This window comes from Paenibacillus sp. Y568, assembly GCF_059445545.1.
This window is the reverse complement of record NZ_JCAIUM010000005.1, coordinates 107,559-128,514: the sequence shown is the minus strand read 5'-3', so window position 1 is coordinate 128,514 and position 20,956 is coordinate 107,559. Positions and strand designations below refer to the sequence as shown.

The 20,956-nt window shown below is 41.7% G+C and carries 20 protein-coding genes; 17 read left to right on the top strand and 3 right to left on the bottom strand.

Annotation, left to right across the window (positions count from 1 at the left end; all coding sequences use genetic code 11):
• The first annotated feature begins 17 nt into the window (after positions 1–17).
• From AC1D7X_RS09150 to AC1D7X_RS09135, 4 genes are all read left to right on the top strand, one after another.
• Positions 18–1,205, top strand: a complete 1,188-nt coding sequence (locus AC1D7X_RS09150; RefSeq protein ID WP_495456487.1) for a nitric oxide synthase oxygenase — start codon at positions 18–20, stop codon at positions 1,203–1,205.
• 131 nt (positions 1,206–1,336) lie between these two features.
• Entirely contained in the window at positions 1,337–3,160 is a 1,824-nt protein-coding gene (locus AC1D7X_RS09145; protein WP_495456486.1) for a glycoside hydrolase family 2 protein, read from the top strand.
• Entirely contained in the window at positions 3,153–4,436 is a 1,284-nt protein-coding gene (locus tag AC1D7X_RS09140) for an MFS transporter (protein ID WP_495456485.1), read from the top strand. The genes AC1D7X_RS09145 and AC1D7X_RS09140 overlap by 8 nt, the downstream gene beginning before the upstream one ends.
• Positions 4,437–4,471: 35 nt before the next feature.
• Positions 4,472–5,488 (top strand): DUF2804 domain-containing protein, encoded by a 1,017-nt coding sequence (locus tag AC1D7X_RS09135; protein WP_495456484.1) that lies wholly within the window; start codon positions 4,472–4,474, stop codon positions 5,486–5,488.
• A 64-nt stretch (positions 5,489–5,552) separates the two neighbouring features.
• On the opposite strand, the gene AC1D7X_RS09130 is transcribed toward AC1D7X_RS09135, so the two are convergent.
• Positions 5,553–6,230 carry a lysoplasmalogenase gene (locus AC1D7X_RS09130; protein ID WP_495456483.1) on the bottom strand — a complete coding sequence of 226 codons (678 nt, stop codon included), beginning with the start codon at positions 6,228–6,230 and terminating at the stop codon, positions 5,553–5,555.
• 233 nt (positions 6,231–6,463) lie between these two features.
• Between AC1D7X_RS09130 and AC1D7X_RS09125 the strand changes: the two genes are divergently transcribed.
• The 4 genes from AC1D7X_RS09125 (at position 6,464) to AC1D7X_RS09110 (ending at position 9,755) form a co-directional block, all read left to right on the top strand.
• Positions 6,464–7,441: an NAD(P)H-dependent flavin oxidoreductase gene (locus tag AC1D7X_RS09125; RefSeq protein WP_495475063.1), complete on the top strand. Its 978-nt coding sequence runs from the start codon at positions 6,464–6,466 to the stop codon at positions 7,439–7,441.
• 281 nt (positions 7,442–7,722) lie between these two features.
• Complete coding sequence (locus tag AC1D7X_RS09120) at positions 7,723–8,193, top strand: hypothetical protein (protein WP_495475062.1); 471 nt, start codon at positions 7,723–7,725, stop codon at positions 8,191–8,193.
• A 338-nt stretch (positions 8,194–8,531) separates the two neighbouring features.
• The gene (locus AC1D7X_RS09115) at positions 8,532–9,287 is read left to right on the top strand and encodes an SDR family NAD(P)-dependent oxidoreductase (protein WP_495456480.1); all 756 of its coding nucleotides are present in this window, start codon (positions 8,532–8,534) and stop codon (positions 9,285–9,287) included.
• Positions 9,288–9,320: 33 nt separating this feature from the next.
• Entirely contained in the window at positions 9,321–9,755 is a 435-nt protein-coding gene (locus tag AC1D7X_RS09110; RefSeq protein ID WP_495456479.1) for a MarR family winged helix-turn-helix transcriptional regulator, read from the top strand.
• Positions 9,756–10,024: 269 nt separating this feature from the next.
• On the opposite strand, the gene AC1D7X_RS09105 is transcribed toward AC1D7X_RS09110, so the two are convergent.
• Positions 10,025–10,582, bottom strand: a complete 558-nt coding sequence (locus tag AC1D7X_RS09105; RefSeq protein ID WP_495475061.1) for a TetR/AcrR family transcriptional regulator — start codon at positions 10,580–10,582, stop codon at positions 10,025–10,027.
• A 297-nt stretch (positions 10,583–10,879) separates the two neighbouring features.
• Between AC1D7X_RS09105 and AC1D7X_RS09100 the strand changes: the two genes are divergently transcribed.
• The 4 genes from AC1D7X_RS09100 (at position 10,880) to AC1D7X_RS09085 (ending at position 14,607) form a co-directional block, all read left to right on the top strand.
• On the top strand, positions 10,880–11,821 hold the full coding sequence (locus AC1D7X_RS09100; protein WP_495475127.1) for an aldo/keto reductase: 942 nt from the start codon (positions 10,880–10,882) through the stop codon (positions 11,819–11,821).
• Between the two features lie 168 nt (positions 11,822–11,989).
• Positions 11,990–12,928, top strand: coding sequence for a helix-turn-helix transcriptional regulator (locus AC1D7X_RS09095; RefSeq protein WP_495475060.1), 939 nt, complete (start codon positions 11,990–11,992; stop codon positions 12,926–12,928).
• Positions 12,929–12,992: 64 nt separating this feature from the next.
• On the top strand, positions 12,993–13,472 hold the full coding sequence (locus AC1D7X_RS09090) for a GyrI-like domain-containing protein (protein ID WP_495456476.1): 480 nt from the start codon (positions 12,993–12,995) through the stop codon (positions 13,470–13,472).
• Between the two features lie 154 nt (positions 13,473–13,626).
• A complete protein-coding gene (locus AC1D7X_RS09085; RefSeq protein WP_495456475.1) occupies positions 13,627–14,607 on the top strand; it encodes a zinc-binding dehydrogenase in 981 nt (326 codons plus the stop codon).
• 78 nt (positions 14,608–14,685) lie between these two features.
• Here AC1D7X_RS09085 and AC1D7X_RS09080 read toward each other — a convergent pair whose 3' ends face one another.
• Complete coding sequence (locus AC1D7X_RS09080; RefSeq protein ID WP_495456474.1) at positions 14,686–15,888, bottom strand: MFS transporter; 1,203 nt, start codon at positions 15,886–15,888, stop codon at positions 14,686–14,688.
• 225 nt (positions 15,889–16,113) lie between these two features.
• On the opposite strand from AC1D7X_RS09080, the gene AC1D7X_RS09075 reads away from it, so the two are divergent.
• From AC1D7X_RS09075 to AC1D7X_RS09055, 5 genes are all read left to right on the top strand, one after another.
• Positions 16,114–16,470 (top strand): nucleotide excision repair endonuclease, encoded by a 357-nt coding sequence (locus AC1D7X_RS09075; protein ID WP_495456473.1) that lies wholly within the window; start codon positions 16,114–16,116, stop codon positions 16,468–16,470.
• 303 nt (positions 16,471–16,773) lie between these two features.
• Positions 16,774–17,277: a PTS sugar transporter subunit IIA gene (locus AC1D7X_RS09070; protein WP_495456472.1), complete on the top strand. Its 504-nt coding sequence runs from the start codon at positions 16,774–16,776 to the stop codon at positions 17,275–17,277.
• Between the two features lie 260 nt (positions 17,278–17,537).
• Complete coding sequence (locus AC1D7X_RS09065; RefSeq protein ID WP_495456471.1) at positions 17,538–18,413, top strand: PRD domain-containing protein; 876 nt, start codon at positions 17,538–17,540, stop codon at positions 18,411–18,413.
• Positions 18,414–18,563: 150 nt separating this feature from the next.
• Entirely contained in the window at positions 18,564–20,018 is a 1,455-nt protein-coding gene (locus tag AC1D7X_RS09060; protein WP_495475059.1) for a PTS transporter subunit EIIC, read from the top strand.
• 123 nt (positions 20,019–20,141) lie between these two features.
• Positions 20,142–20,843, top strand: coding sequence for a histidine phosphatase family protein (locus tag AC1D7X_RS09055; protein ID WP_495475058.1), 702 nt, complete (start codon positions 20,142–20,144; stop codon positions 20,841–20,843).
• Positions 20,844–20,956: the final 113 nt, after the last annotated feature.

The window sequence follows — 20,956 nt, the reverse complement described above, 5'->3', positions numbered from 1 at the left end:
ATCAAGGAGTGAGTAGCGTGAATAACACGAACATCAAAGAGCTTAGTCAAAAGGCGGAGATATTCATTCGTCTGATGTATACAGAACTGGACAAGTCTGAAGCGGAGACGGAGAATCGCCTCCTAACGGTGCGTGAGGAAATAAATACAACGGGTACATACGTTCATACAGAGGAAGAACTGATGCACGGGGCACGAATGGCATGGCGTCACAATAGTCGCTGCATAGGTCGCCTGTTCTGGCACAAGCTTGAAGTTATTGATGCTCGCCAAGCAGAGAATGGGGAGCAGATTGCAAAGGCTCTGTTACAACACATAGAAAGGGCAAATAATGGAGGGCGTATTCGTCCTATAATCACGGTGTTTCGAAGTAGTGTGGACGCTGATCGGCGCATTCGTATATGGAACCATCAATTAATTCGTTATGCTGGTTACCCCGGCAGTGAGGGGCATGATCGTTCTGGTGATCCGGCATCTGATGAGTTCACGCGTGTATGTCAACAGTTAGGTTGGCAGGGATCAGGTGGACATTATGATGTGCTCCCGTTAGTTATTGGTATTGGTGATGCAGAACCACGGTTGTTTCCTATTCCTCAACACCTGATTCAGGAAGTGCGCCTAAGTCATCACGAAATTGAGCAATTTCCTGATCTTCAATTACGCTGGTATTCCGTACCTATTATTTCAGACATGCAGCTTGAGATCGGTGGAATTCTGTACACAGCAGCTCCCTTTAATGGTTGGTATATGGAGACGGAGATTGGTTCACGTAATCTGGGTGATACCGGGCGATACAACCTACTCCCAGCTGTTGCAGACTTGATGGGTCTGGATCGTTCTACTAACACGACGTTGTGGAAAGACCGAGCACTTCTTGAATTAAACCGTGCGGTGCTTCACTCCTTCAAGGAGGCAGGTGTCAGTATTGTTGATCATCATACGGCAGCTGATCAATTTGTTAAATTTCAACAACAAGAGAAGGAACGAGGACGTGAGGTATCCAGTCGTTGGTCGTGGCTTATTCCGCCGATGTCTCCATCGGCCACTCCAATCTGGCATGATCAATCCTTGAAGGAGCTTGACCTTAGTCCGCGTTATTTGTACCAAAAGGCGGCTTATGCTGACTTCCTTGAAGCGCTAGATGGTGCGCCTAACGGAGGGTTCGTGGCCATTCCTCCATTACTAATGATGATAATGACAGCATAATACTCTCTGTAGACCCAGCGGTGGAAATGGCGTGTCCTTTTAACCACAAAAAATCCATAAAATAGGTTAAAATGAGAATATATTTATCTATGATACATATCGATAATACGAATGTTCTTAGGAGGTTGATCATGGAAAGAACGCAAGATAAGGTCTGGCAACCTGTTGAGGGTAGCTTGATGACAAGATGGGCAAGAGAAGTAGATCCACAAAGGGTTCTGCCCGAATATCCTCGACCCCAGATGGTTAGAGATCAATGGATGAATCTTAATGGTCTATGGGAGTACGCGATACGCCCGCTAGAAGCCCTACAGGTTGACGAATATGAGGGTCATATTCTAGTACCATTTGCGATTGAATCGGCATTGTCGGGTGTACAGAAGCCGTTACTCCCTGATGAGAGACTGTGGTATAGAAGGACTTTTACCGTATCAGAGGCATGGAAGGATCAAAGGTTGTTATTGCATTTCGGAGCTGTAGATTGGAAAACAGAGGTATGGATTAATCAGCATAAGGTTGGAGAGCACATCGGGGGATATTGTCCATTTACGTATGATATTTCTGAATACCTGATCGATGGTGATAATGAGATGGTTGTTATCGTTTGGGATCCTACAAATACCTATGGACAAGAGAGAGGTAAACAGACATTAACACCCAAAGGATTATTCTATACGGCTGTATCGGGTATATGGCAGACGGTCTGGATCGAGCCTGTTCCACATTCCTATATTCAATCCTTTAGATTAACACCTGACATTGATGCAAATGACATTACAGTACATATTCAATCTTCTACAGAAGGACATCAGAAGATATCATTTGAGGCGACAGCCTATGAAGAAGGAACAGAAATAGCTTCAGGAATTTGTAAATATGGAGATGTTCTGAAACTGAACATTACCAATCCAAGATTGTGGAGCCCAGACTCACCCTTCCTCTATGAGATCAAGATCCGATTAATAGAAAATGGGGAATCGGTGGATACCGTTGATAGTTATTGTGGCATGAGACAATTTAGTGTTGAGCAAGACAATAAAGGTATGAAGCGGTTATGTCTAAATCATGAGCCATTATTTCAACATGGTGTGCTGGATCAGGGGTACTGGCCCGATGGGTTATACACGGCTCCAACGGATGAAGCCCTTGCATATGATGTGATCATGACGAAGAAGTTAGGATTTAATATGAATCGGAAACACATCAAGGTTGAGCCTGCACGCTGGTACTATCACTGTGATAAGTTAGGTCTGATCGTCTGGCAAGACATGATTAACGGTGGGGGAGGTTGGAACAATTTCCATCATATTATTCTTCCTAATTTTGTAAGCGGATACAAAGTTAATGATAAAAAGTACAAGGCGTTAGGTCGAGAGGATGAATCCAATCGCGAGCAATACAAGAAAGAACTCAAAGAAATGATCGATACGTTATATAACACGCCTTGTATTGGAATGTGGGTACCATTCAATGAGGCATGGGGACAATTCGACGCTGCAGAGACAGCAGCATGGGTGAAGTCTTATGACCCTACTCGTCCTGTGGATCACGCTAGTGGCTGGCACGATCAGGAGGTGGGTGACCTTAAAAGTGTCCATATCTACTTCCGCAAACTGAAAATGCCGAAGAAAATCAACAGTCGAGCCGTCGTGATCTCGGAATACGGTGGGTATGGCCTACTTGAGAAGGGGCATGTATGGCATGAGAATAAACAGTTCGGATATAAGAAGTGTAAGTCGAGAAAAGGATTGGTGGATGCTTACAGTACGTTAATTAATGACCAGTTAAAACCGCTCATTCCCAAGGGGGTGTCGGCGGCAGTATATACCCAGTTAACAGATGTTGAGACAGAGATTAATGGGATGATGACCTATGATAGGGAAATCGTAAAAGTGGATCAGCATGTGTTGAACGAAATACATAAAGACTGGGGAGCTAAAGCCAATCATGAATAATCGAATTTCCAGGAAGAACTGGGTACTCATATGGATTCTCGGAATGGCAGGACAAATCTGTTGGAATATTGAGAACTCCTGGTTTAACACCTTTGTATATGACAAAATTGCGAAGGACCCTTCGATTATTACGTGGATGGTAGCGGTGAGCGCTATCGTATCTACCATGACAACGTTCTTGATTGGAACATGGAGTGATCGCGTAGGTAAGAGAAAACCATTTATCGCTATCGGTTATATCTGTTGGGGGGTATTCACCATTGCTTTTGGAGCAACGGAATTCCTTCCGAAGAATCCCCTTTACGTTGCCATTGTCTTCATTGTAGCGGCAGATGCCATCATGAGTTTCTTCGGTTCTACCGGTTATGATGCCGCGTACAATCCGTGGACAACGGATATCTCGAGCGAACATAATCGTGGGAAACTCGGCGCTGCATTTGCAGCTATGCCCGTGATGGCTACCATTTTCGGTGCGGTTGTCTCTGGTATGATTGTGGATCACCTTGGCTTCTTTCCGTTCTTTATTATTATGGGTAGCGTCGTTACCCTGACCGGTATATTTACATTATTCTCACTTAAGGATTATCCCGGTCTGAAATCCAGAAGGAATCGTGAGGGATATTGGCATCAATTTGCCGAGGTATTCCACGTTAGAACCGTGATGAAGAACAAAGAACTATTCTGGGTGTTTGTCATCAATTGCGTGTATTTCATATCATTTAATGTTTACTTTCCGTATATCACGATTTATTTCAATAACTATTTGAATATGAGTTATACCTTATCGGGTGGCATACAAGCGATTGGACTTGTATCTGCTATTATGTTGACCATACCCGCAGCCAAAATGATTCATAAAGGAAAGATAGCGCGTATTATCTTATTTGCCGTCATTGCTAATTTCCTGGGTCTCATCCTTTTTAGCTTATCTTCGCAAATAGGTATGCTGTTGATCGCCACCTTTTGTGCCGGGATTGGGTATGTTTTGGTCATTCAGACGATCACCGCATGGGTGAAGAATCTATTTCCAGAGGATCAGAGGGGACAGTTCGAGGGCGTTAAGATGGTGTTTGCGGTATGCTTACCGATGGTCATTGGACCTTCGATTTCGAATATTATTATCCAACATTATGGCGTTCATATGGAGATAGATGGGATAGCAGGCATGGTACCAACCGAAGTCCTTTTTCTCGTCTCCGCATTTATAACCCTCTTTACATTGTTGCCACTCATTCCGGCGAGTAAAGAAGCGAAGAAACGTATGCGCAAGGCATAATACAATAAATAATCCAATCATATGGAGGTGTAGTAATGCAGAATCATATTCAATCTAATGGCCCACTACTCGGAAGTGATGGCTCTCTTCTACAGAGGGGATATTCTACGCAAGCCCAGTTAACGTATAACCGGAAACATATTAACGCGCCGCCCTGGCGGATTAAAGAGTGGGACTTCTATCAGGTCTCGAACGACGACTATTGCTTGCAGATGACGATCGGACACGTATCTTACGCGGGTAATATATCAGTTAAGTTGTTTGAATTCGCGACAGGTAAACATTATGAAATTTCAAAGATATTGGCTCTGCCCTTCAATCGTTTACATATGCCTGCATCAGCTGAACAAGGAGATTTGACGTATAAGGATAAAAATATGTTTATGCAGTTTCAGGTGTGGGAGGGCGGACGCAGACTAATATGTAAAGCTTCGGGAAAGAATTCTCCTACCATAGATCTTGATATCCAATTGTCCCAACCGGACTTAACATCACTGGTAATAGCTACACCCTTTGACGAAGATCCTGCTTATTTCTATTACAATCATAAAATAAACTGCATGCCAGCAAGTGGCGTGGCCAGGGTTGGAGATCAGGAATATCGCTTTGAACCGGATAGTTCTTTTGGTCTGATTGATTGGGGCAGGGGAGTATGGCCCTTTTCACAGAATTGGTATTGGGGAAATGGTAGCACTTACGTGGATGGCAAACGATTCGGGTTTAATATTGGTCATGGTTTCGGGAACACCTCATCAGCAACAGAGAACATGTTGTTCTACGAGGGTACGGCTCATAAGATTGGGCATGTGTACTTTGACTTGTCAGCGGGTGGCTATATGTCGAAGAAGACATTTAGTAGCGATGATGGAAGATTTGAAATGGAATTTACTCCGATCTACGATCAGATTACCCAAACCAAAATATTGTTCGTAGATAATAAGTGTCATCAGGTGTTTGGGACGTTTACAGGGCAAGCGATTCTGGATGATGGCAGGGTTATTGAAGTTAAAGATATGGTTGCGTTCACCGAGCATGCCATTAATAATTGGTGACCCGCAACCGCAACCGCAACCGCAACCGTAACCGTAACCGTAACCGTAACCGTAACCGTAATGCTTAGGACACGACCACCTCTTCAGTTATGACTGTCTCTTTATTCTTATGGTCTGCAAATGATCGAATACTGTAGGCCATAAAGAATTGAGCGGCATAATAGGTTGTCATAATGAGCACACCGGAGTGGGCAACAGGAGACACAAAGAGGTTCCACGATAAAATAGAATCGGAGATCGTAAATAATACACTTCCGATGATCGCCCATGTGTGACCGGTCATAATAGCAGACCATGTCATCAATGAAATCACGCTAATATAGAGAAGAACAGGCACGATTAAGGATTCATTATGGTCTAGTATCAATGCATGAACAATCTCCCAACCCATGATTGAGGCATATATGGCAAGTGGGACAATCGAGATGAATCGAAGCTTCGAGAAGCGCCAATTACTGAGAAAGCCTATCATATAAAACAGGTGTCCGATGAGAAATGCAGATAATCCAATGACAAACCAACGTAGTATACCATCACCGATCATACAAAAGAATAATCCGGTTAACAGTAACCAATGATAACGCCTTCTAGGGGTGGGCATTCGAGCGTATGCATACGCGATAATGAGCCACATCGGAATGAGTTTGAATAGAATTTTGACGATATGAGGATCAGATGGAATCAGAAAAATGTAGAGCAGGCTCATGAGTAAAATAAGTACAGGTAATCGTAATTTCTTCAAGAAATTGCTCCTTTGTCGTTCAAATGAAGGTTAACACTAAATATACCATAATTTATCTAACTTTTTTTAAAGTTAGGTTTTTTTGATTAGGATATGATTTAAGTGGAATTGTACAATCACATGCCATACCCTATCGTCAGACTGTGAGTTGAATCATATGATCATATTTCCAGATATAGTACTGTAAAATGTAATACAAAAATTGAAATATCTCAAGAACCGGTTTACATATCATGAAAGAGGTGTTCATATTGGAGCTTCCGATATTACAATTTGGCCATATTAAATCAAGAGTACCCATTATGCAGGGGGGTATGGGAGTCGGAATCTCCCTAAGTGGTCTGGCGGCTGCTGTAGCTAATGCAGGTGGGATTGGAACCATTTCAGGAACAGGCATATCTATAGAAGAATTAAGATTACATATTCGCAAGGCGCGGGAAGAATCCAAGGAAAGAATGGGATATATCGGAGTTAATGTCTTATTTGCTGTAAAGGATTTCGCGGAAAAAATGCAAGCTGCCTTGGAAGAAAAAGTGGATTTCATCATATCTGGTGCCGGTATTTCAAGAGATATGTATGCATGGGGTAAAGCGCATAATACGCCTGTCATTTCTATCGTTTCATCTGCAAAAGTAGCAAGACTATCTGAGAGATTAGGTGCTTCTGCTGTGGTTGTGGAAGGGCATGAAGCGGGAGGCCATTTGGGTACAGACCGGGCGTTATTTGATATCCTTCCAGAAGTTGTGGAAGCCGTCAAAATTCCGGTTATTGCAGCTGGAGGCATTATGACAGGGGGGGATATCGCTAAGGCTATGCAACTAGGCGCATCTGGTGTTCAGATTGGAACGCGGTTTGTGGCTAGCCATGAATGTGATGCTCCACTAGCTTTCAAACAGATGTATGTGGATGCACAGCAGGGTGATACGATATTGGTTAAGACGACGGTGGGATTACATGGAAGAGCGATAAAGAATCGATTAACAGATCTGATAAGTAATGAGAATACGAAACTACGCATAGAGAAATGCCATAAGTGCCTGAAAGTGTGCTCGTTTCGGTTTTGCACAATGGAAAGTCTAAATAAATCCCTTGCAGGAGACGTTCAGAACGGGTTGGTTTTTGCTGGTTCGAGGGTGCATGAGATCAAAGAGATTAGAACCGTTCAACAAATCATTGACAAGCTTATGAATGAATGCAAGGAAGTACAGTAACGAAGTTATTCAAGGATCAATGTGACTCAAGGATCAGTGTGAACCAATCTCGGGAGACCGATGATTGGTTTTTCCTTGTTTGTAGGGTATGGGAAAACCTAGGTAGAACAGAGGACCCTGCCAACTTCCATATCGAGAAAGAATCACTTCGTCTGAATGGTCATGATGTGCTTAAGCTAACCCTTACTTCCAAGTGGAACAAGGACCGCTAATATTAACTTTGGCTGGACAAAGGGATAAGGTATCAGATCAACGAGTACTATACCGGAAATATAAATGATATGGCATTACAAGATGTGATTGCTTCTATGAGGTATCCTAATCAGCGGTTACTAGATCGTTATGTGAATAATGACCATATGATGATTGCGAATATTTACGATACAGGGGATATACAGCACGCGAAGAAGATTATTGGATTTACACCGAAATTTCCACAACTACTCCCAGGATCATTTAAGGCGAGCGGGGCATTTTTGACACTTAAGCTGAATTTTAGCTATCCGAAAGATGACGATGACTATAGACGAAGATTACTAACGATTCAGTATGACCATAATGAACCATCTGCAACAGGTATCGAAGGTATAGAATTTTCACAGATTCAGGATAACGGAATGTATGATGAAATGAAGAATGGGGATCAGGCATCCTTTTATCAAGTATCAAGCCGTTCTACAGGGCGAGGGGCAACAATCGGAAGAGGTGGAAATTGTAACCTACCTCATGAAAGAAGGCCCGGTTACGATTAAAAGTCTACAATAATTTAAGTTATATTTGCCGTTGCAGCGTGCTGCAGCGGTTTTTTTTTTGAGATAACAGTCTCTTAAATAATAATGTAATTGTAAACGGTAAATAAAAAACAACAAACAACATCCCTTTAAGCGAGATTTAAGGCCAATTTATATGCATTAAAGCACTCTAATTTGAAATAATAAGCGAAGAATCGAACGGATATTGTATGGTTGGAGTTTTTTCATTTGTGGTATTATAATAGATACGTTATATTTTGATATTAAAAAGCTAGGTATTTTACTATTAAATAGTTTAATGTTAAAATAATGATTACAAAAAAAGGAGGTTTTTAAGAATGAATCGATTAGAAGGAAAAATTGCACTTATAACAGGTGGAGCTTCAGGTATAGGTAAAGGAATGGCTATGAGCTTTGTAAAAGAAGGAGCAAAAGTGGTTATTGTCGATCTCAATGAAGAAGTAGGTCAACAGACTGTTAAAGAGCTACAGGAGATTCAACCAGATTCCTTGTTCATTCAAGCAAACCTTGCAGAGCACGATAAACTTCAATCCATTGTGACTAAAGTAATCGAAAAGTTCGGTAAGTTAGATATATTAGTTAACAACGCTCATGCGTCAAACAGAGCACCATTGGAACAACTTACACAAGCAGATTTTGACTTGTCATTTAATACAGGGTTCTATCCAACCCTCTATCTTATGCAAGCAGCGTTACCTTACTTGAAAGAGTCCAAGGGGAAAATTATTAACTTTGCCTCTGGTGCAGGAATAAATGGAGATGCTACTCAGGGTGCTTATGCGGCAGCGAAGGAAGCAATCCGTGGGATTACACGTGTTGCGGCGAATGAATTCGGCCCATTTGGGATTAATGTCAACATCATTTCACCTATTGCGAATTCTCCTGGGGTACAGCAGTGGGCGAAGGCAGAACCTGAATATTACCAAGCTATGTTGTCCAAAATTCCACTAGGACGCCTTGGAGAACTTGAAGATGATATCGGTCGGGTAGCAGTCTTCTTAGCTAGTGAGGATTCAGACTATATCACAGGACAGACAATTATGGTTGATGGCGGTTCCATCAAACTTAGATAGTATAATCTTTCCGTCGATAAAAAGGAGACCATTTTGGAGCAAACCGATATTTTTAAATTGATACACACGGTGGAATTATTCACAAATGAAGTGATTCTTCAATGGATGAATTCCTTTGAACATAATATAGGGATTTCACCTATTCTTGTCTTGACTGAATTGAAATATAAAGGGATTCAAAAACATACCGTGTTAGCAAAGAAACTAGGATATAGCCCTGGTGCAATGACTAATATTGCGAATCGCTTAATTAAGCTAGGTCTTGCGGAGCGTAAATATAGTGAGGATGACCGGCGGAATGTATTCCTTTCAATTACAGACAAGGGTTTAGAGGTTCAGAGGGAAGCCCATAACAAGGGCAAAGAACTTCGAATTGAATTGTTCAAGGTGCTTAGTGAAGAAGAAGTACAACAGTTTATAAGTATTCATGAAAAGCTATTAAAGAACTTTGATAAAACCGACGAATAGGCTTCGGATGGATGAATCTAAATTCTATAAGGGGCTGTCCCATAAGTCATGAAAATGACTGGGGGCACCCCATTTGTTTTTTTGTAGAAGAAGTTAGGTCTATTGAAGTCTGATTGCACACAAAAAACAGGTCATGGATAAACCATCTTGACCTGTTTTTTGTGTGCATCAGTTTTCTTGACAAGCAACTGGTGATTTTCAGTAGGAAAATCTGGCGCTGAACCACTTGGTCTGGAATTTCCGCATAATAGGGGTCACAAGCTCTTTCACTAAACCTTAATGGCTTTCCAGCAAGCTTCAAGAGTCTGCTGAATCTGATATTCGTCTAAAGAATATTTACCTGCCAAATAACCTTTTATGACAGAATTGATCATTCCAGTGAAGAGTTGGCAACATAATATGATGTCCATTTCCCGAATAACGCCCTCTTTTTGTCCCTGTTCAATAATTGAAAAAATTTCAATGGCCGACGGATCTAGCTTATTCCTCAATTCTTCGGAGATATAGGGTGACTCGCAATAATTCTCAATAAACGAAAGCTCCTTGGGGTAGCTGAGTGCATAGTCCATCGTGCTTTTTAGCATACCTTTTATTCTTTCATAGACAGTCAGACTGGGATCATTCCCCATCATAACTTCTTCTCCCATATGAGTACGAGCATTCATAAAGAGCTCACTAACCAATTCCTCTTTGCTTTTATAATAATTATAAAAGGTGCTAGAACCCACATTTGCCCTCTTAAAAATTTTTGAAAAGGTAACGGACTGCAAGCCCTCTTCGGTAATTAAATCAAGGGTTGCAACCAAAATGTCTTCACGTTTACTCATTTCGCACCTCGTCATGGAATAATTATTCTAATTAATTATACAATTTGATTAATGCTGTGTCAATTCAAGGAATGAATATTCCATATTAATAGCGATTTTTTCTTTAATAATAGCTATTTAACGTACAAAAAATATAAATTTAGAATATATTTTCTGATTTTATTGACTTTTTTATATTTAATTCCTATAGTGAAGTAGAATAAATATTCTAATGGAGGGGATAAGCAACAGAGAAACTTACCGGTCGTGTTCCATCAATATTATTTCTAGGAGGAAAATTAAATGAGATCCGAAGACATAACTAAAAGAACCCTTGGACGTGAGGGATTAGAAGTTTCAGCACTAGGACTTGGAACTATGTTGATGCCAAATAACGAGGAATCTGTTCGCGTCATTCATGAGGCGCTGGATATCGGCGTCACGATGTTTGATACAGCGGATATTTATGGTGAATTTGCGCAAGCGCGGTTTGGAGAAAACGAGAAGTTGGTAGGGCGAGCGCTTAAGTCTAGACGGGATAAAGCGGTGATTGCCACGAAATTTGGTGTAACGCATACCCAGGGGCCTAAAGGTGATCGGGCGTATATCAAAAAATCCGTAGATGCTAGTCTGTACCATCTCGGATTGGATTACATTGACCTTTATTATCAACACCGTTACGATCCGAATACCCCTATTGAAGAAACCATTGGAACGATGGCCGACTTAGTCAAAGAGGGGAAAATTCGTTTTATCGGTCTATCCGAAGCACCTGCTGATATCATCCGTCGTGCCCACGCCGTTCATCCCATTACGGCAGTGGAAACAGAGTATTCTTTGTGGAGCAGAGAAGTGGAAGATGAAGTACTTCCGGTTCTCAAAGAATTGGGAATTGGTTTTGTACCTTATAGTCCGCTGGGACGGGGATTCCTGACAGGACAAATTAAAAAGTTCGAGGATTTGGCAGAGGATGATTATAGACGAAATTATGAACGGTTCCAAGGCGATAACTTCATTAAAAATGTGGAAGTCGCAGCGCTGATTGAAGAGATGGCTTCAAAAAAAATGTGTACATCTGCTCAACTTGCATTGGCATGGCTGCTCGCCCAAGGAGACTTTATTGTGCCCATCCCTGGTACAACGCGAATAGACCGGGTGAAGGAGAATCTTGGCGCTCTGCAGGTTCAACTTACTCCAGCGGATTTCGAAGAAATTGAACGTATCTCTCCAAAGGGCTTCGCTGCCGGGGGACGGTTCTAAGTTTTACAGTAGCACTCACACATTAACATGGCTTATCAGAAAACTCCTATATAGGAGTTTTTTTGATTATTACCAACACGTTCAGGATGAGTCGCCATATCCTTTTTCATTCGTGAAAACCGTTATAATGGAAATAAAGCCACTACATATATAGCTAGGGGAGAAACTATGAAAATTGATCGCTTGTTAGCGATGACGCTGCTGCTACTCAATCGTGAACGAGTGAGTGCCAAGGAGTTAGCTGATCGTTTTGAGGTTTCAACCAAGACGATTTACAGAGATATGGAGACATTAGGACAATCGGGTATTCCTATTGTGGCATACCAAGGAACCTCAGGGGGATTTGAGATTATGGAGCAATACACGATTGGTCGCCAATTTCTGACGCTTAACGAAATTAATACGATGGTATCCGTAGTCAAAGGGATCAACACAGTAGTGGATGACGGTATGTTCTCCACCCTGCTTGAGAAGGTGAAGGGACTACTTAATAAAGCAGACACCAACCTCGTGGATCAATCTAAGACGGGAATTATCTTTGATTTCAACCCTTGGGGACAGAGTTCTTCCGCACGAGATAAAGTGAATAGATTAAGGCAGGCGATAGCTGAAACACGTAAGGTGAGAATTGAATATATGAACATGAATGGCACAGAAAGTGAACGAGTCATTGAGCCATCATCTTTGATCCTTAAAGGATATGTATGGTATCTTCATGCCTACTGCACGTTACGACAGGATTGGAGGGTGTTTCGGTTATCTCGTGTCATGGAGTTACAGACGTTGATGGAACAGGCTGAACACCGTGAGAAACCATCCTTAGATCGTTACGAATGGGACACCGAGTGGTCTAAGGAGATCAAGCGCGAGATCATTCTAACCTTTCAACGCGAGGTTCGTCATCGAGTCGCAGATTCATTCGATCCTGAGTCGGTTACCGTGTTGGAGGATGGCAACATGCGACTGAAGGCAGATTTCACGGAAGATGAATGGTTATATGGGATGCTCTTAAGTTATGGGCAGCATGTGAAAGTGGAGGAGCCAGTGAGTGTGGCGGAGGAAGTCGTACGACGCGCACAAAAAATTATAGAGCGGTATGTTAACTAAGACAGATAGGTGTCCACTTGTCCCGTGTATACTTAATGTATATCACAGGAAAAGAGGGATTTTCATGAACACCTATACCGTTCAAAAACCAGAAATCACACTGACAGGTGTTAGCGTACGTACGACAAATGCCGAAGAAATGGGTCCAAATGGGCGATTATCGAAGCTTTGGGAAAGCTATTTTCAGCGTGATATGGCGTTAGAGAAAGGGACCAACAAGCAATTTATCTATGCCTTATACACAGATTATGAGACTGACGCATCAGGTGCGTATACGGTTCTGATTGGACATGAAACGGCTAGTGACGCTGTTCTTACCGATTGTAACTATGCTCATGCGGTTGCCCCAGCGAGTAAGTATCTCGTATTTACGACTAAAAAGGGTCGAGTGTATGAAGTTGTCGCACAAGCATGGGGGGACATTTGGACATATTTCCAAGAGTCAGAGGAGGTAAGAACCTTTACTGGGGATTTTGAACTTTATGATGCTGCACATTTCGATCCTACCCATGCTGAGGTGAAAATTTATATTGCGATCCAATAATTCGTAGGCAGATTATAACATCATACTAGAAGAGGGAAACTGTTTAAGAGCAGAAGTGATGCTTAGGACGGTTTCTTTTTTTATGCTAAAATGAATCTGGTAAACCCTACGAGGCAACACTAATGTAAATAAGGTTAATCAGGAGATGATATAGATGAAGGCATTAATGTTACTGGGCAAAAATAAATGGATGGAAATGAAGATAGGGGAAGTGGAGACACCGAAACCGCAAAAGGGTGAGGTTCTCGTTGAGGTCTACGCGGTAGGTCTTAATCCCGTGGATTATAAATCAGCTACCGGGGGCAATCCTAATTGGTCTTATCCTCATATTATGGGGTTAGATGTGGCAGGTGTTGTAGCAGAATTAGGGGAGGGCGTTACAGAGTTGAGCTTGGGAGACCGGGTTGTATATCATGGAGACCTCACTAAGAAGGGCGGTTATGCTGAATATGCTGTAACGACAGCGCATACTGTGTCCCGAATTCCGGATTCTATCTCATTTGAAGATGCCGCAGCCATTCCTACAGCAGGGTATACAGCTTACCAATCGTTGTTTCGGAAGATTCCGCTGGACCAAGTGAATACGATTCTGATTCATGGTGGTGCAGGCGGCGTAGGCGGATTTGGTATTCAACTAGCGAAACAAGCGGGAAAAACAGTGATTACGACAGCTTCTCCGGTTAATCATGAATATGTACGATCTCTTGGTGCTGATTACGTGATTGATTATCGCGAGGAAGACGTGATGGCTAGGGTTATGGAGATTACGAATGGCCGTGGTGTAGATGCAGTTATTGATGCGGTGAGTAGAGCAAGTGCGACGAGTTCTTTGGACATGCTGGCTTTTATGGGACATATCGTGTTTATTGCAGGCGCACCAGACTTTATGAAGGTCCCGCTATTTACGAAGTCCATATCCTATCACGAGATTGCTCTTGGAGCAGCTCATCAATCCGGTGACGTAAAGGCTGAAAGAGATTTAAGTGTGATAGGTGATGCTATGTTAGCATTAATGGAACAGAACCAGATCACCTCTATGCTAAAAGAAATCATCACATTAGAAGAGGTTCCTCAAGCTTTAGTACAGTTATCAGAACGTCATGTTAAAGGGAAGATAGTCGTTAAGTTGAAATAAATAATTTTATAATAAAAAACAGCCCTAGCTTCGAATAACGTAGCTGGGGCTGTATGTGGTTAAATGCTTTAAGTAGATTTACACCGTGGTTTGTTTGCGTTCGACCAGGTAACAAGCTATACCAAGAATTAGACCAAGTCCGACAAGTATTGCGCCAACCCAAGGAAGAGATGTGATGGCTAGATGCGAAATGACCCAACCTCCAATAAAAGCACCAGATGCATTACCTAAATTACCGGCAGAGTGATTGGAGGTAGACGCAAGTGCAGGTGCATCTTGTGCTAGACTCATAATTCGTACTTGTAGTCCTGGCATGACCGCGAAAGAAGCAACACCCCACAGGAAGATCGTTGCTACAGCAGCAATTGGACTATGAATAGTAAAAGTGAGGATCGTAAGGATGATGCATGTAGCGAAATAGAGTCCCAATAAAGAGGGCAGGAGCTTCCAGTCTGCAAGCTTTCCACCAACGATATTACCTATAGTGACACCACAGCCGAATAAGACTAGAATCCATGTTACACTATGCTCAGCGAATCCAGTCACATCTTCCAGTAGAGGTGTAATATACGTGAAGACCGTGAACAAGCTGGCGTTGCCTAGTGCACCAATTAACAAGAATAACAGTAGCTTGCGTTGGGCAAGAGCTTTAACTTGTTTTAGAACACTAGCAGGCTTGTCCTGTCGCAATTTGGGAATAAAGATAAGTATACCGATAAGTGCAATAACACCCATGATCGCAATGGCACCAAATGATGCTCGCCAACCCATGTGTTGTCCGATGAATGTGCCTAGTGGTACGCCAACAATATTGGCGATGGTTAAGCCTGCCATCATAATAGAGACAGCTCCGGCTCGTTTGTTGGGTGCAACCAGATTGGAAGCAATAACTGCACCAACCCCAAAGAACGTTCCATGAGTTAACGCGGTAATCATTCGAGCAATCATCAATACTTCATAGCTTGGTGCAAATACCGAGATGCCATTACCAACAATAAATAGAACCATAAGCAGACATAATAACATCTTTTGTGGGATTCGTTGGGTGAGGATCGTTAATACTGGAGCACCGATAGCTACCCCTAGGGCGTACATTGTAATGAGTTGTCCTGCTGTGGAAATACTGACATCTAAGTCCTCAGCTACATTAGGTAACAGCCCCATAATGACAAATTCAGTCATTCCAATCGCAAAAGCGCCAACGGTAAGGGAGAGGATGGAGATGGGAAGCGGTTCTTTCTTGATTGCTTGTTCCCTAGTGACACCTTGTATAGCATTCATGTTGTAATGTTCAACCTTTCCTCTGTATGTAGTTCTTATTATTTAGTTTTCTGAAAGTTTATTCAAGAATAATTTTTTCGGAAAAGTAATGGAAATTATGATGCGCAGATGATCGGTATGACTCGAACATTGGAGATACTGAGGTGGTGGGCTAGATATTTCATGGTTTTACATGAAGATTTGTGATAGTATTTACACCTATATAGAATGAGGAAGTGAGCTATAATGATAAATATAACGGTTCCAGATCCACATATTTCGATTACTAAACAGGTTAATCCTGAGCTAAGTAACATTTACGGTTTTACTGATTTTCACCTGATTCCTCGAGATATGGGTGGAATCTTTATGTTTTACAACGACAACGATGAATTATTGTTCGTGGGTAAAGCAAGAAAGCTTAGACCAAGAATAAAGAAACATTTCGAAGATACGGTATCCGTCATCAAGATGAATAGAGATGAAGTCACTCGAATTGATGTTTGCCTCATTGGGGACCCTGTTCATAGAGAAATTTATGAAACGTATATTATTAATGAATACAAAGCGAAATACAATGTGGACAAAGTATTATACAAGTAAACGATTGATAATAAATTTGCAATAGGCGTAGTTAACAAGACCACGTTTATTGCTTTTTTAACTGAAAAATCCATTGACGCGATACAGACTATGATTTATAATGTCATAAATGATTTATTCATATGTTGGTGGCGTGTTACCGTAAAGGGCATGAGCCAGGAATTGAACTTACGTTTATTTGAGTTCATTCTTGGCTCTTTCGTTTTTTTATAGGATTTATGTTTCCTAGCCATGAATTTGCACCGCCCGTATATTTTAACCTTTAGAGAACAAAGCTAATAGTAGCAGAGAGGAATGAAGAATATGTTTTCAAAATGGAAATCAAAAAAACAAACTAACCAACCTATGGAGATTATGTCCCCTGTAAGTGGCAAGTCCGTATCGTTAACAGAGGTGCCAGATGAAACTTTTGCAGGAGGGCATATGGGCAAGGGGATTGCTATTGAACCTGTAGATGGAAAACTGATTGCTCCTTTTGATGGGAAGGTGGTTCATGTAGTCAAATCGAATCACGCTGTTATGCTAGAACATGCTTCCGGATTGCAAATGTTATTCCACATTGGTGTCAATACAGTTAAATTAAAAGGTGAAGGATTTACTAGCCATATTGCAATTGGAGACACAGTGAAGGCAGGGCAAACGATGATAGAATTCGATCTAGACATCATTCGCGCAGCGGGCTATAGCACCATCATTCCAGTTATTGTGACGACGGGTGAGGATGAAATCACTTGGAATGTGGACTGTCACTATGGTCAGGTAACTGCAGGTAAGGATAGTGTTCTAACCGTGGCTTTAACAGAATAACATAGAGCTAGGATAAATAATCCTATAAATAAGCTAATCTTGAACGCCAATTTGTACAGTAGGAGAGTGAACTTGACTTTCTTAAAAAAAGCCATTGACGCGTCACAGGCTATGATTTATGATGTTGTCATAAATGATTTATTCATATGTGGCGTGTTACCGTAAAGGGCATGAGCCAAGAATAGAACTCAGAATAGATGAGCTCGTTCTTGGCTCTTTTGTTTTTTTTACAAATATGATGATGACCGGGAGGGAAAAATTTGGCGCGTGAAATCAAGCAATATCAAATACAGCGAGTCATCGGAAGCAATTTTGTGATGGTTCAAGGAGTTACGAATAGAAGAGAGTATGTCATCATCGGCAAGGGCATTGGTTTTGCAGGCAAAGCGTCAGACATAATTGAAGGTGACGATCCGCGAATTGAGAAATTATTTCGTCTGGAGGACCGTGAAGAGTGGCGTCAGTATCAGATTTTGTTGGAGGATATTGATCCCGAGGTTATGAGAATAACCGATGAGATTATCTCAGATATAGAAAGTGAGTTTACTTATAAATTAAATGACAAAATATATCTGGCCCTACCAAGCCACATTCAATTTACGATTTATCGATTACGAAATGGAATGGATATTGTGAATCCTTTTTTAGAAGAAACCAAAATAAGCTTTCCGAAGGAATTTGAAATCGCTTCCAAAGCTGCTGATAAAATTAATGCTGAGTTTAAAGTCCAGATCCCTGAAGACGAGATTGGATTTCTAACCTATCACGTATACTCGGCTGTTAGCAATGTTCCGGTAGGACAGGTGGTGAAAGTCTCTAATATTGTAAATGAACTGCTTGATATGATCCGTAAAGAACGAGATATCATTTTTGAACAAGGCAGTATGAATCACGTTAGATTGACGGTTCACCTGAGGTTTTCACTAGAGAGAATACTGAAAGGATCACTAATAGATAATCCTTTTGTAAAACATATTAAGAAAGAGTATAAATCGGAATATAAATTAGCCCAGAAGCTGGGGAAAGTGATGGAGAACACGCTAGAAATCGATATCCCGGAAGAGGAGCTTTGTTTCTTAGCCATGCATCTGCACCGCTTATTTCAAACGTTAGAGAACAAAACAAATAGCACTTGAAAGGAATGATAGGTTTACCAAATAAATATCAATCATTCGAAACAACCTATCGTTAGGTAACTACAGGCAAGGGTAGTGTGTTTTTTCAATGGCTTCAACTCATTGATTATATAGAGTCTTACTAATATGAAACGAAGGGGTGTAATAATTATGTTGGCTTTTCTACAGAAAATCGGTAAGTCGCTAATGCTTCCAGTGGCGACACTACCAGCCGCAGGTATCCTGCAAGGTTTTGCATTAATTAACTATGAAAAAGATTTACATCTTGGCGGTTTTGGAGCCTTTCTAAATCAATATTTTGCTCCGTTCTTGAGTGCAGGAGCGGGTGCCATTCTGGGGAATATCGCGCTTTTATTCGCTATCGGTGTGGCTATTGGGCTAGCAGGTGATGCTGTTGCAGCGTTATCAGCAGCGCTGGCACATGTGATATTGCTTCAAGTTCTCATTCAAATCCCTAAATCCTTCACATTCCTAGGTGAAGGTAAGGCATTAAACATGGGAGTACTCGGCGGTATTATGTGTGGTATGATTGCAGCTTATTGTTATAATAAGTTCCATAAAATTAAACTACCAGATTGGCTTGGCTTCTTCGCCGGGAAACGTTTTGTCCCTATGGCGACAGCACTCATTGTTCTTATTTTGGGTATCGTGTTCGGTATAATTTGGGCGCCTATCCAACAAGGGCTTGACGCTACAGGTGAATGGCTTGTTGGTCTGGGTGGATTAGGAGCTTTCTTGTTCGGTGTCGGTAACCGTTTGTTAGTACCATTCGGTCTACATCATGTACTGAACAACTTCCCTTGGTTCCAAATTGGAGAATATACGAATGCTGCGGGCGATGTAGTCAAAGGTGATGTAGGCCGCTTCTTGGCAGGAGATAAAACAGCAGGCCAGTTTATGTCGGGCTTCTTCCCGATCATGATGTTCGCTCTTCCAGGTGCGGCATTAGCTATCATTCATTCTGCGAAGCCTACTCAACGTAAGATTGTTGCTTCGATCTTTATCAGTTCGGCTGTTGCTTCAATTCTTACTGGTATTACTGAACCATTGGAATTCTCCTTTATGTTTGTTGCTCCATTGCTTTATGGTGTGCATGCGATTCTTACGGGTGTTGCTGGTTGGATTATGTACGCACTTGATATTAAACTCGGATTCAGTTTCTCAGCAGGTTTGATAGACTATCTCCTGAACTGGAAGTTGGAGACAAATCAGCTTTGGTTGATCCCTATTGGTATTGTATTCTTTGTAGTGTACTACATCTTGTTCAGATTCCTAATCAAAGTTTTCAAACTCAAAACACCGGGCCGTGAAGAAGACATCGAGAAAGAAGATACTGTTGTAACTAACACTTCTGTCGCTGGTGCTTCCGACAGTAGAGCCGTTAAGATTCTAGCTCAACTAGGTGGACCTAGCAATATTAATTCAGTTGATGCTTGTATTACACGTCTTCGTCTCATCGTTAAAGATGAGAAAGCTGTTAACGATGCTGGTCTGAAGAAACTTGGTGCTTCAGGCGTTATGAGACTCGGAAAAGGCGCTGTCCAAGTCATATTCGGACCACAATCCGACGCGATCAAGGATGAGATCAACAAATTGATGAAATAATCGGCGTACTATTCCTGATGAGTCCATCCATTTTTGAGTAACGAGTGACAAGTGTTATGATGTAATAAGACATGATCTTATCGCTGATTTATTCAATTATGATGAACTTGGAGGAATGAATATATGCAGATATTTCTTATTCGCCATGCCGATCCTGACTATGCTATAGATGACTTGACGGAGTTCGGGCATCAGGAAGCAGCAGCATTGGGAAAACGGATGGCTTCTATAGGACTTGATGAACTATATGCTTCACCACTCGGTAGAGCTCAGACTACAGCAAGTTATATTGCGAAGGAGACAGGGCTTACGATTCAGACGGAAGCATGGACTCGTGAACTGGATTGGACAGGTACTATGGTGGAGGACCAAATGGGTCCGATATGGGATTATGCTGGAGAGCACATTTCTGAGATATCCAGTGGAAAGAGAATTTGGGATGATAAAACGGATCATTGGTTAAAACAAGATGAATATAGAACTAAATTTAACGAGTTGCAGGCATCCTCCGATGAATTTATGCTTCGGCAGCATTATAAACGAGAGAATGGTCTATATCGTATGATGGAGCCTTCAACGAAAAAGATTGGTATGGTATGCCACGGTGGATTTGGTCTCGCATGGTTAGCTCATCTGCTACAGATTCCTTTATCGTTGGCTTGGTCTTCTTTCTGGATTGCTCCTAGCTCGGTGACAACCCTTCTAATGGAAGAACGAAGTAAACACTTCGCGGTTCCTAGATGTATTGCACTTGGGGATGTCTCTCATTTATACGCTAGTGGCATGAACTATCGCCCGCGTGGATTGCTTGGAAACCATATGTAGCAACGTTTAATTGAAGCCTTTTCCATACAAACATGGAAAAGGCTTTTTCTTTGCGTTTGGGCTCAAGAACACTAGCCTATACCCGTGCATACCATATAGCACATTTGGTAGTA

Bases quoted from the DNA above. Each gene is read 5' to 3' on its own strand.
- AC1D7X_RS09145 (WP_495456486.1), top strand. From the start codon at position 1,337: ATGGAAAGAACGCAAGATAAGGTCTGGCAACCTGTTGAGGGTAGCTTG.
- AC1D7X_RS09140 (WP_495456485.1), top strand. From the start codon at position 3,153: ATGAATAATCGAATTTCCAGGAAGAACTGGGTACTCATATGGATTCTC.
- AC1D7X_RS09135 (WP_495456484.1), top strand. From the start codon at position 4,472: ATGCAGAATCATATTCAATCTAATGGCCCACTACTCGGAAGTGATGGC.
- AC1D7X_RS09125 (WP_495475063.1), top strand. From the start codon at position 6,464: ATGAAAGAGGTGTTCATATTGGAGCTTCCGATATTACAATTTGGCCAT.
- AC1D7X_RS09120 (WP_495475062.1), top strand. From the start codon at position 7,723: ATGGCATTACAAGATGTGATTGCTTCTATGAGGTATCCTAATCAGCGG.
- AC1D7X_RS09115 (WP_495456480.1), top strand. From the start codon at position 8,532: ATGAATCGATTAGAAGGAAAAATTGCACTTATAACAGGTGGAGCTTCA.
- AC1D7X_RS09105 (WP_495475061.1), bottom strand. From the start codon at position 10,582: ATGAGTAAACGTGAAGACATTTTGGTTGCAACCCTTGATTTAATTACC.
- AC1D7X_RS09095 (WP_495475060.1), top strand. From the start codon at position 11,990: ATGAAAATTGATCGCTTGTTAGCGATGACGCTGCTGCTACTCAATCGT.
- AC1D7X_RS09090 (WP_495456476.1), top strand. From the start codon at position 12,993: ATGAACACCTATACCGTTCAAAAACCAGAAATCACACTGACAGGTGTT.
- AC1D7X_RS09085 (WP_495456475.1), top strand. From the start codon at position 13,627: ATGAAGGCATTAATGTTACTGGGCAAAAATAAATGGATGGAAATGAAG.
- AC1D7X_RS09080 (WP_495456474.1), bottom strand. From the start codon at position 15,888: ATGAATGCTATACAAGGTGTCACTAGGGAACAAGCAATCAAGAAAGAA.
- AC1D7X_RS09075 (WP_495456473.1), top strand. From the start codon at position 16,114: ATGATAAATATAACGGTTCCAGATCCACATATTTCGATTACTAAACAG.
- AC1D7X_RS09070 (WP_495456472.1), top strand. From the start codon at position 16,774: ATGTTTTCAAAATGGAAATCAAAAAAACAAACTAACCAACCTATGGAG.
- AC1D7X_RS09060 (WP_495475059.1), top strand. From the start codon at position 18,564: ATGTTGGCTTTTCTACAGAAAATCGGTAAGTCGCTAATGCTTCCAGTG.
- AC1D7X_RS09055 (WP_495475058.1), top strand. From the start codon at position 20,142: ATGCAGATATTTCTTATTCGCCATGCCGATCCTGACTATGCTATAGAT.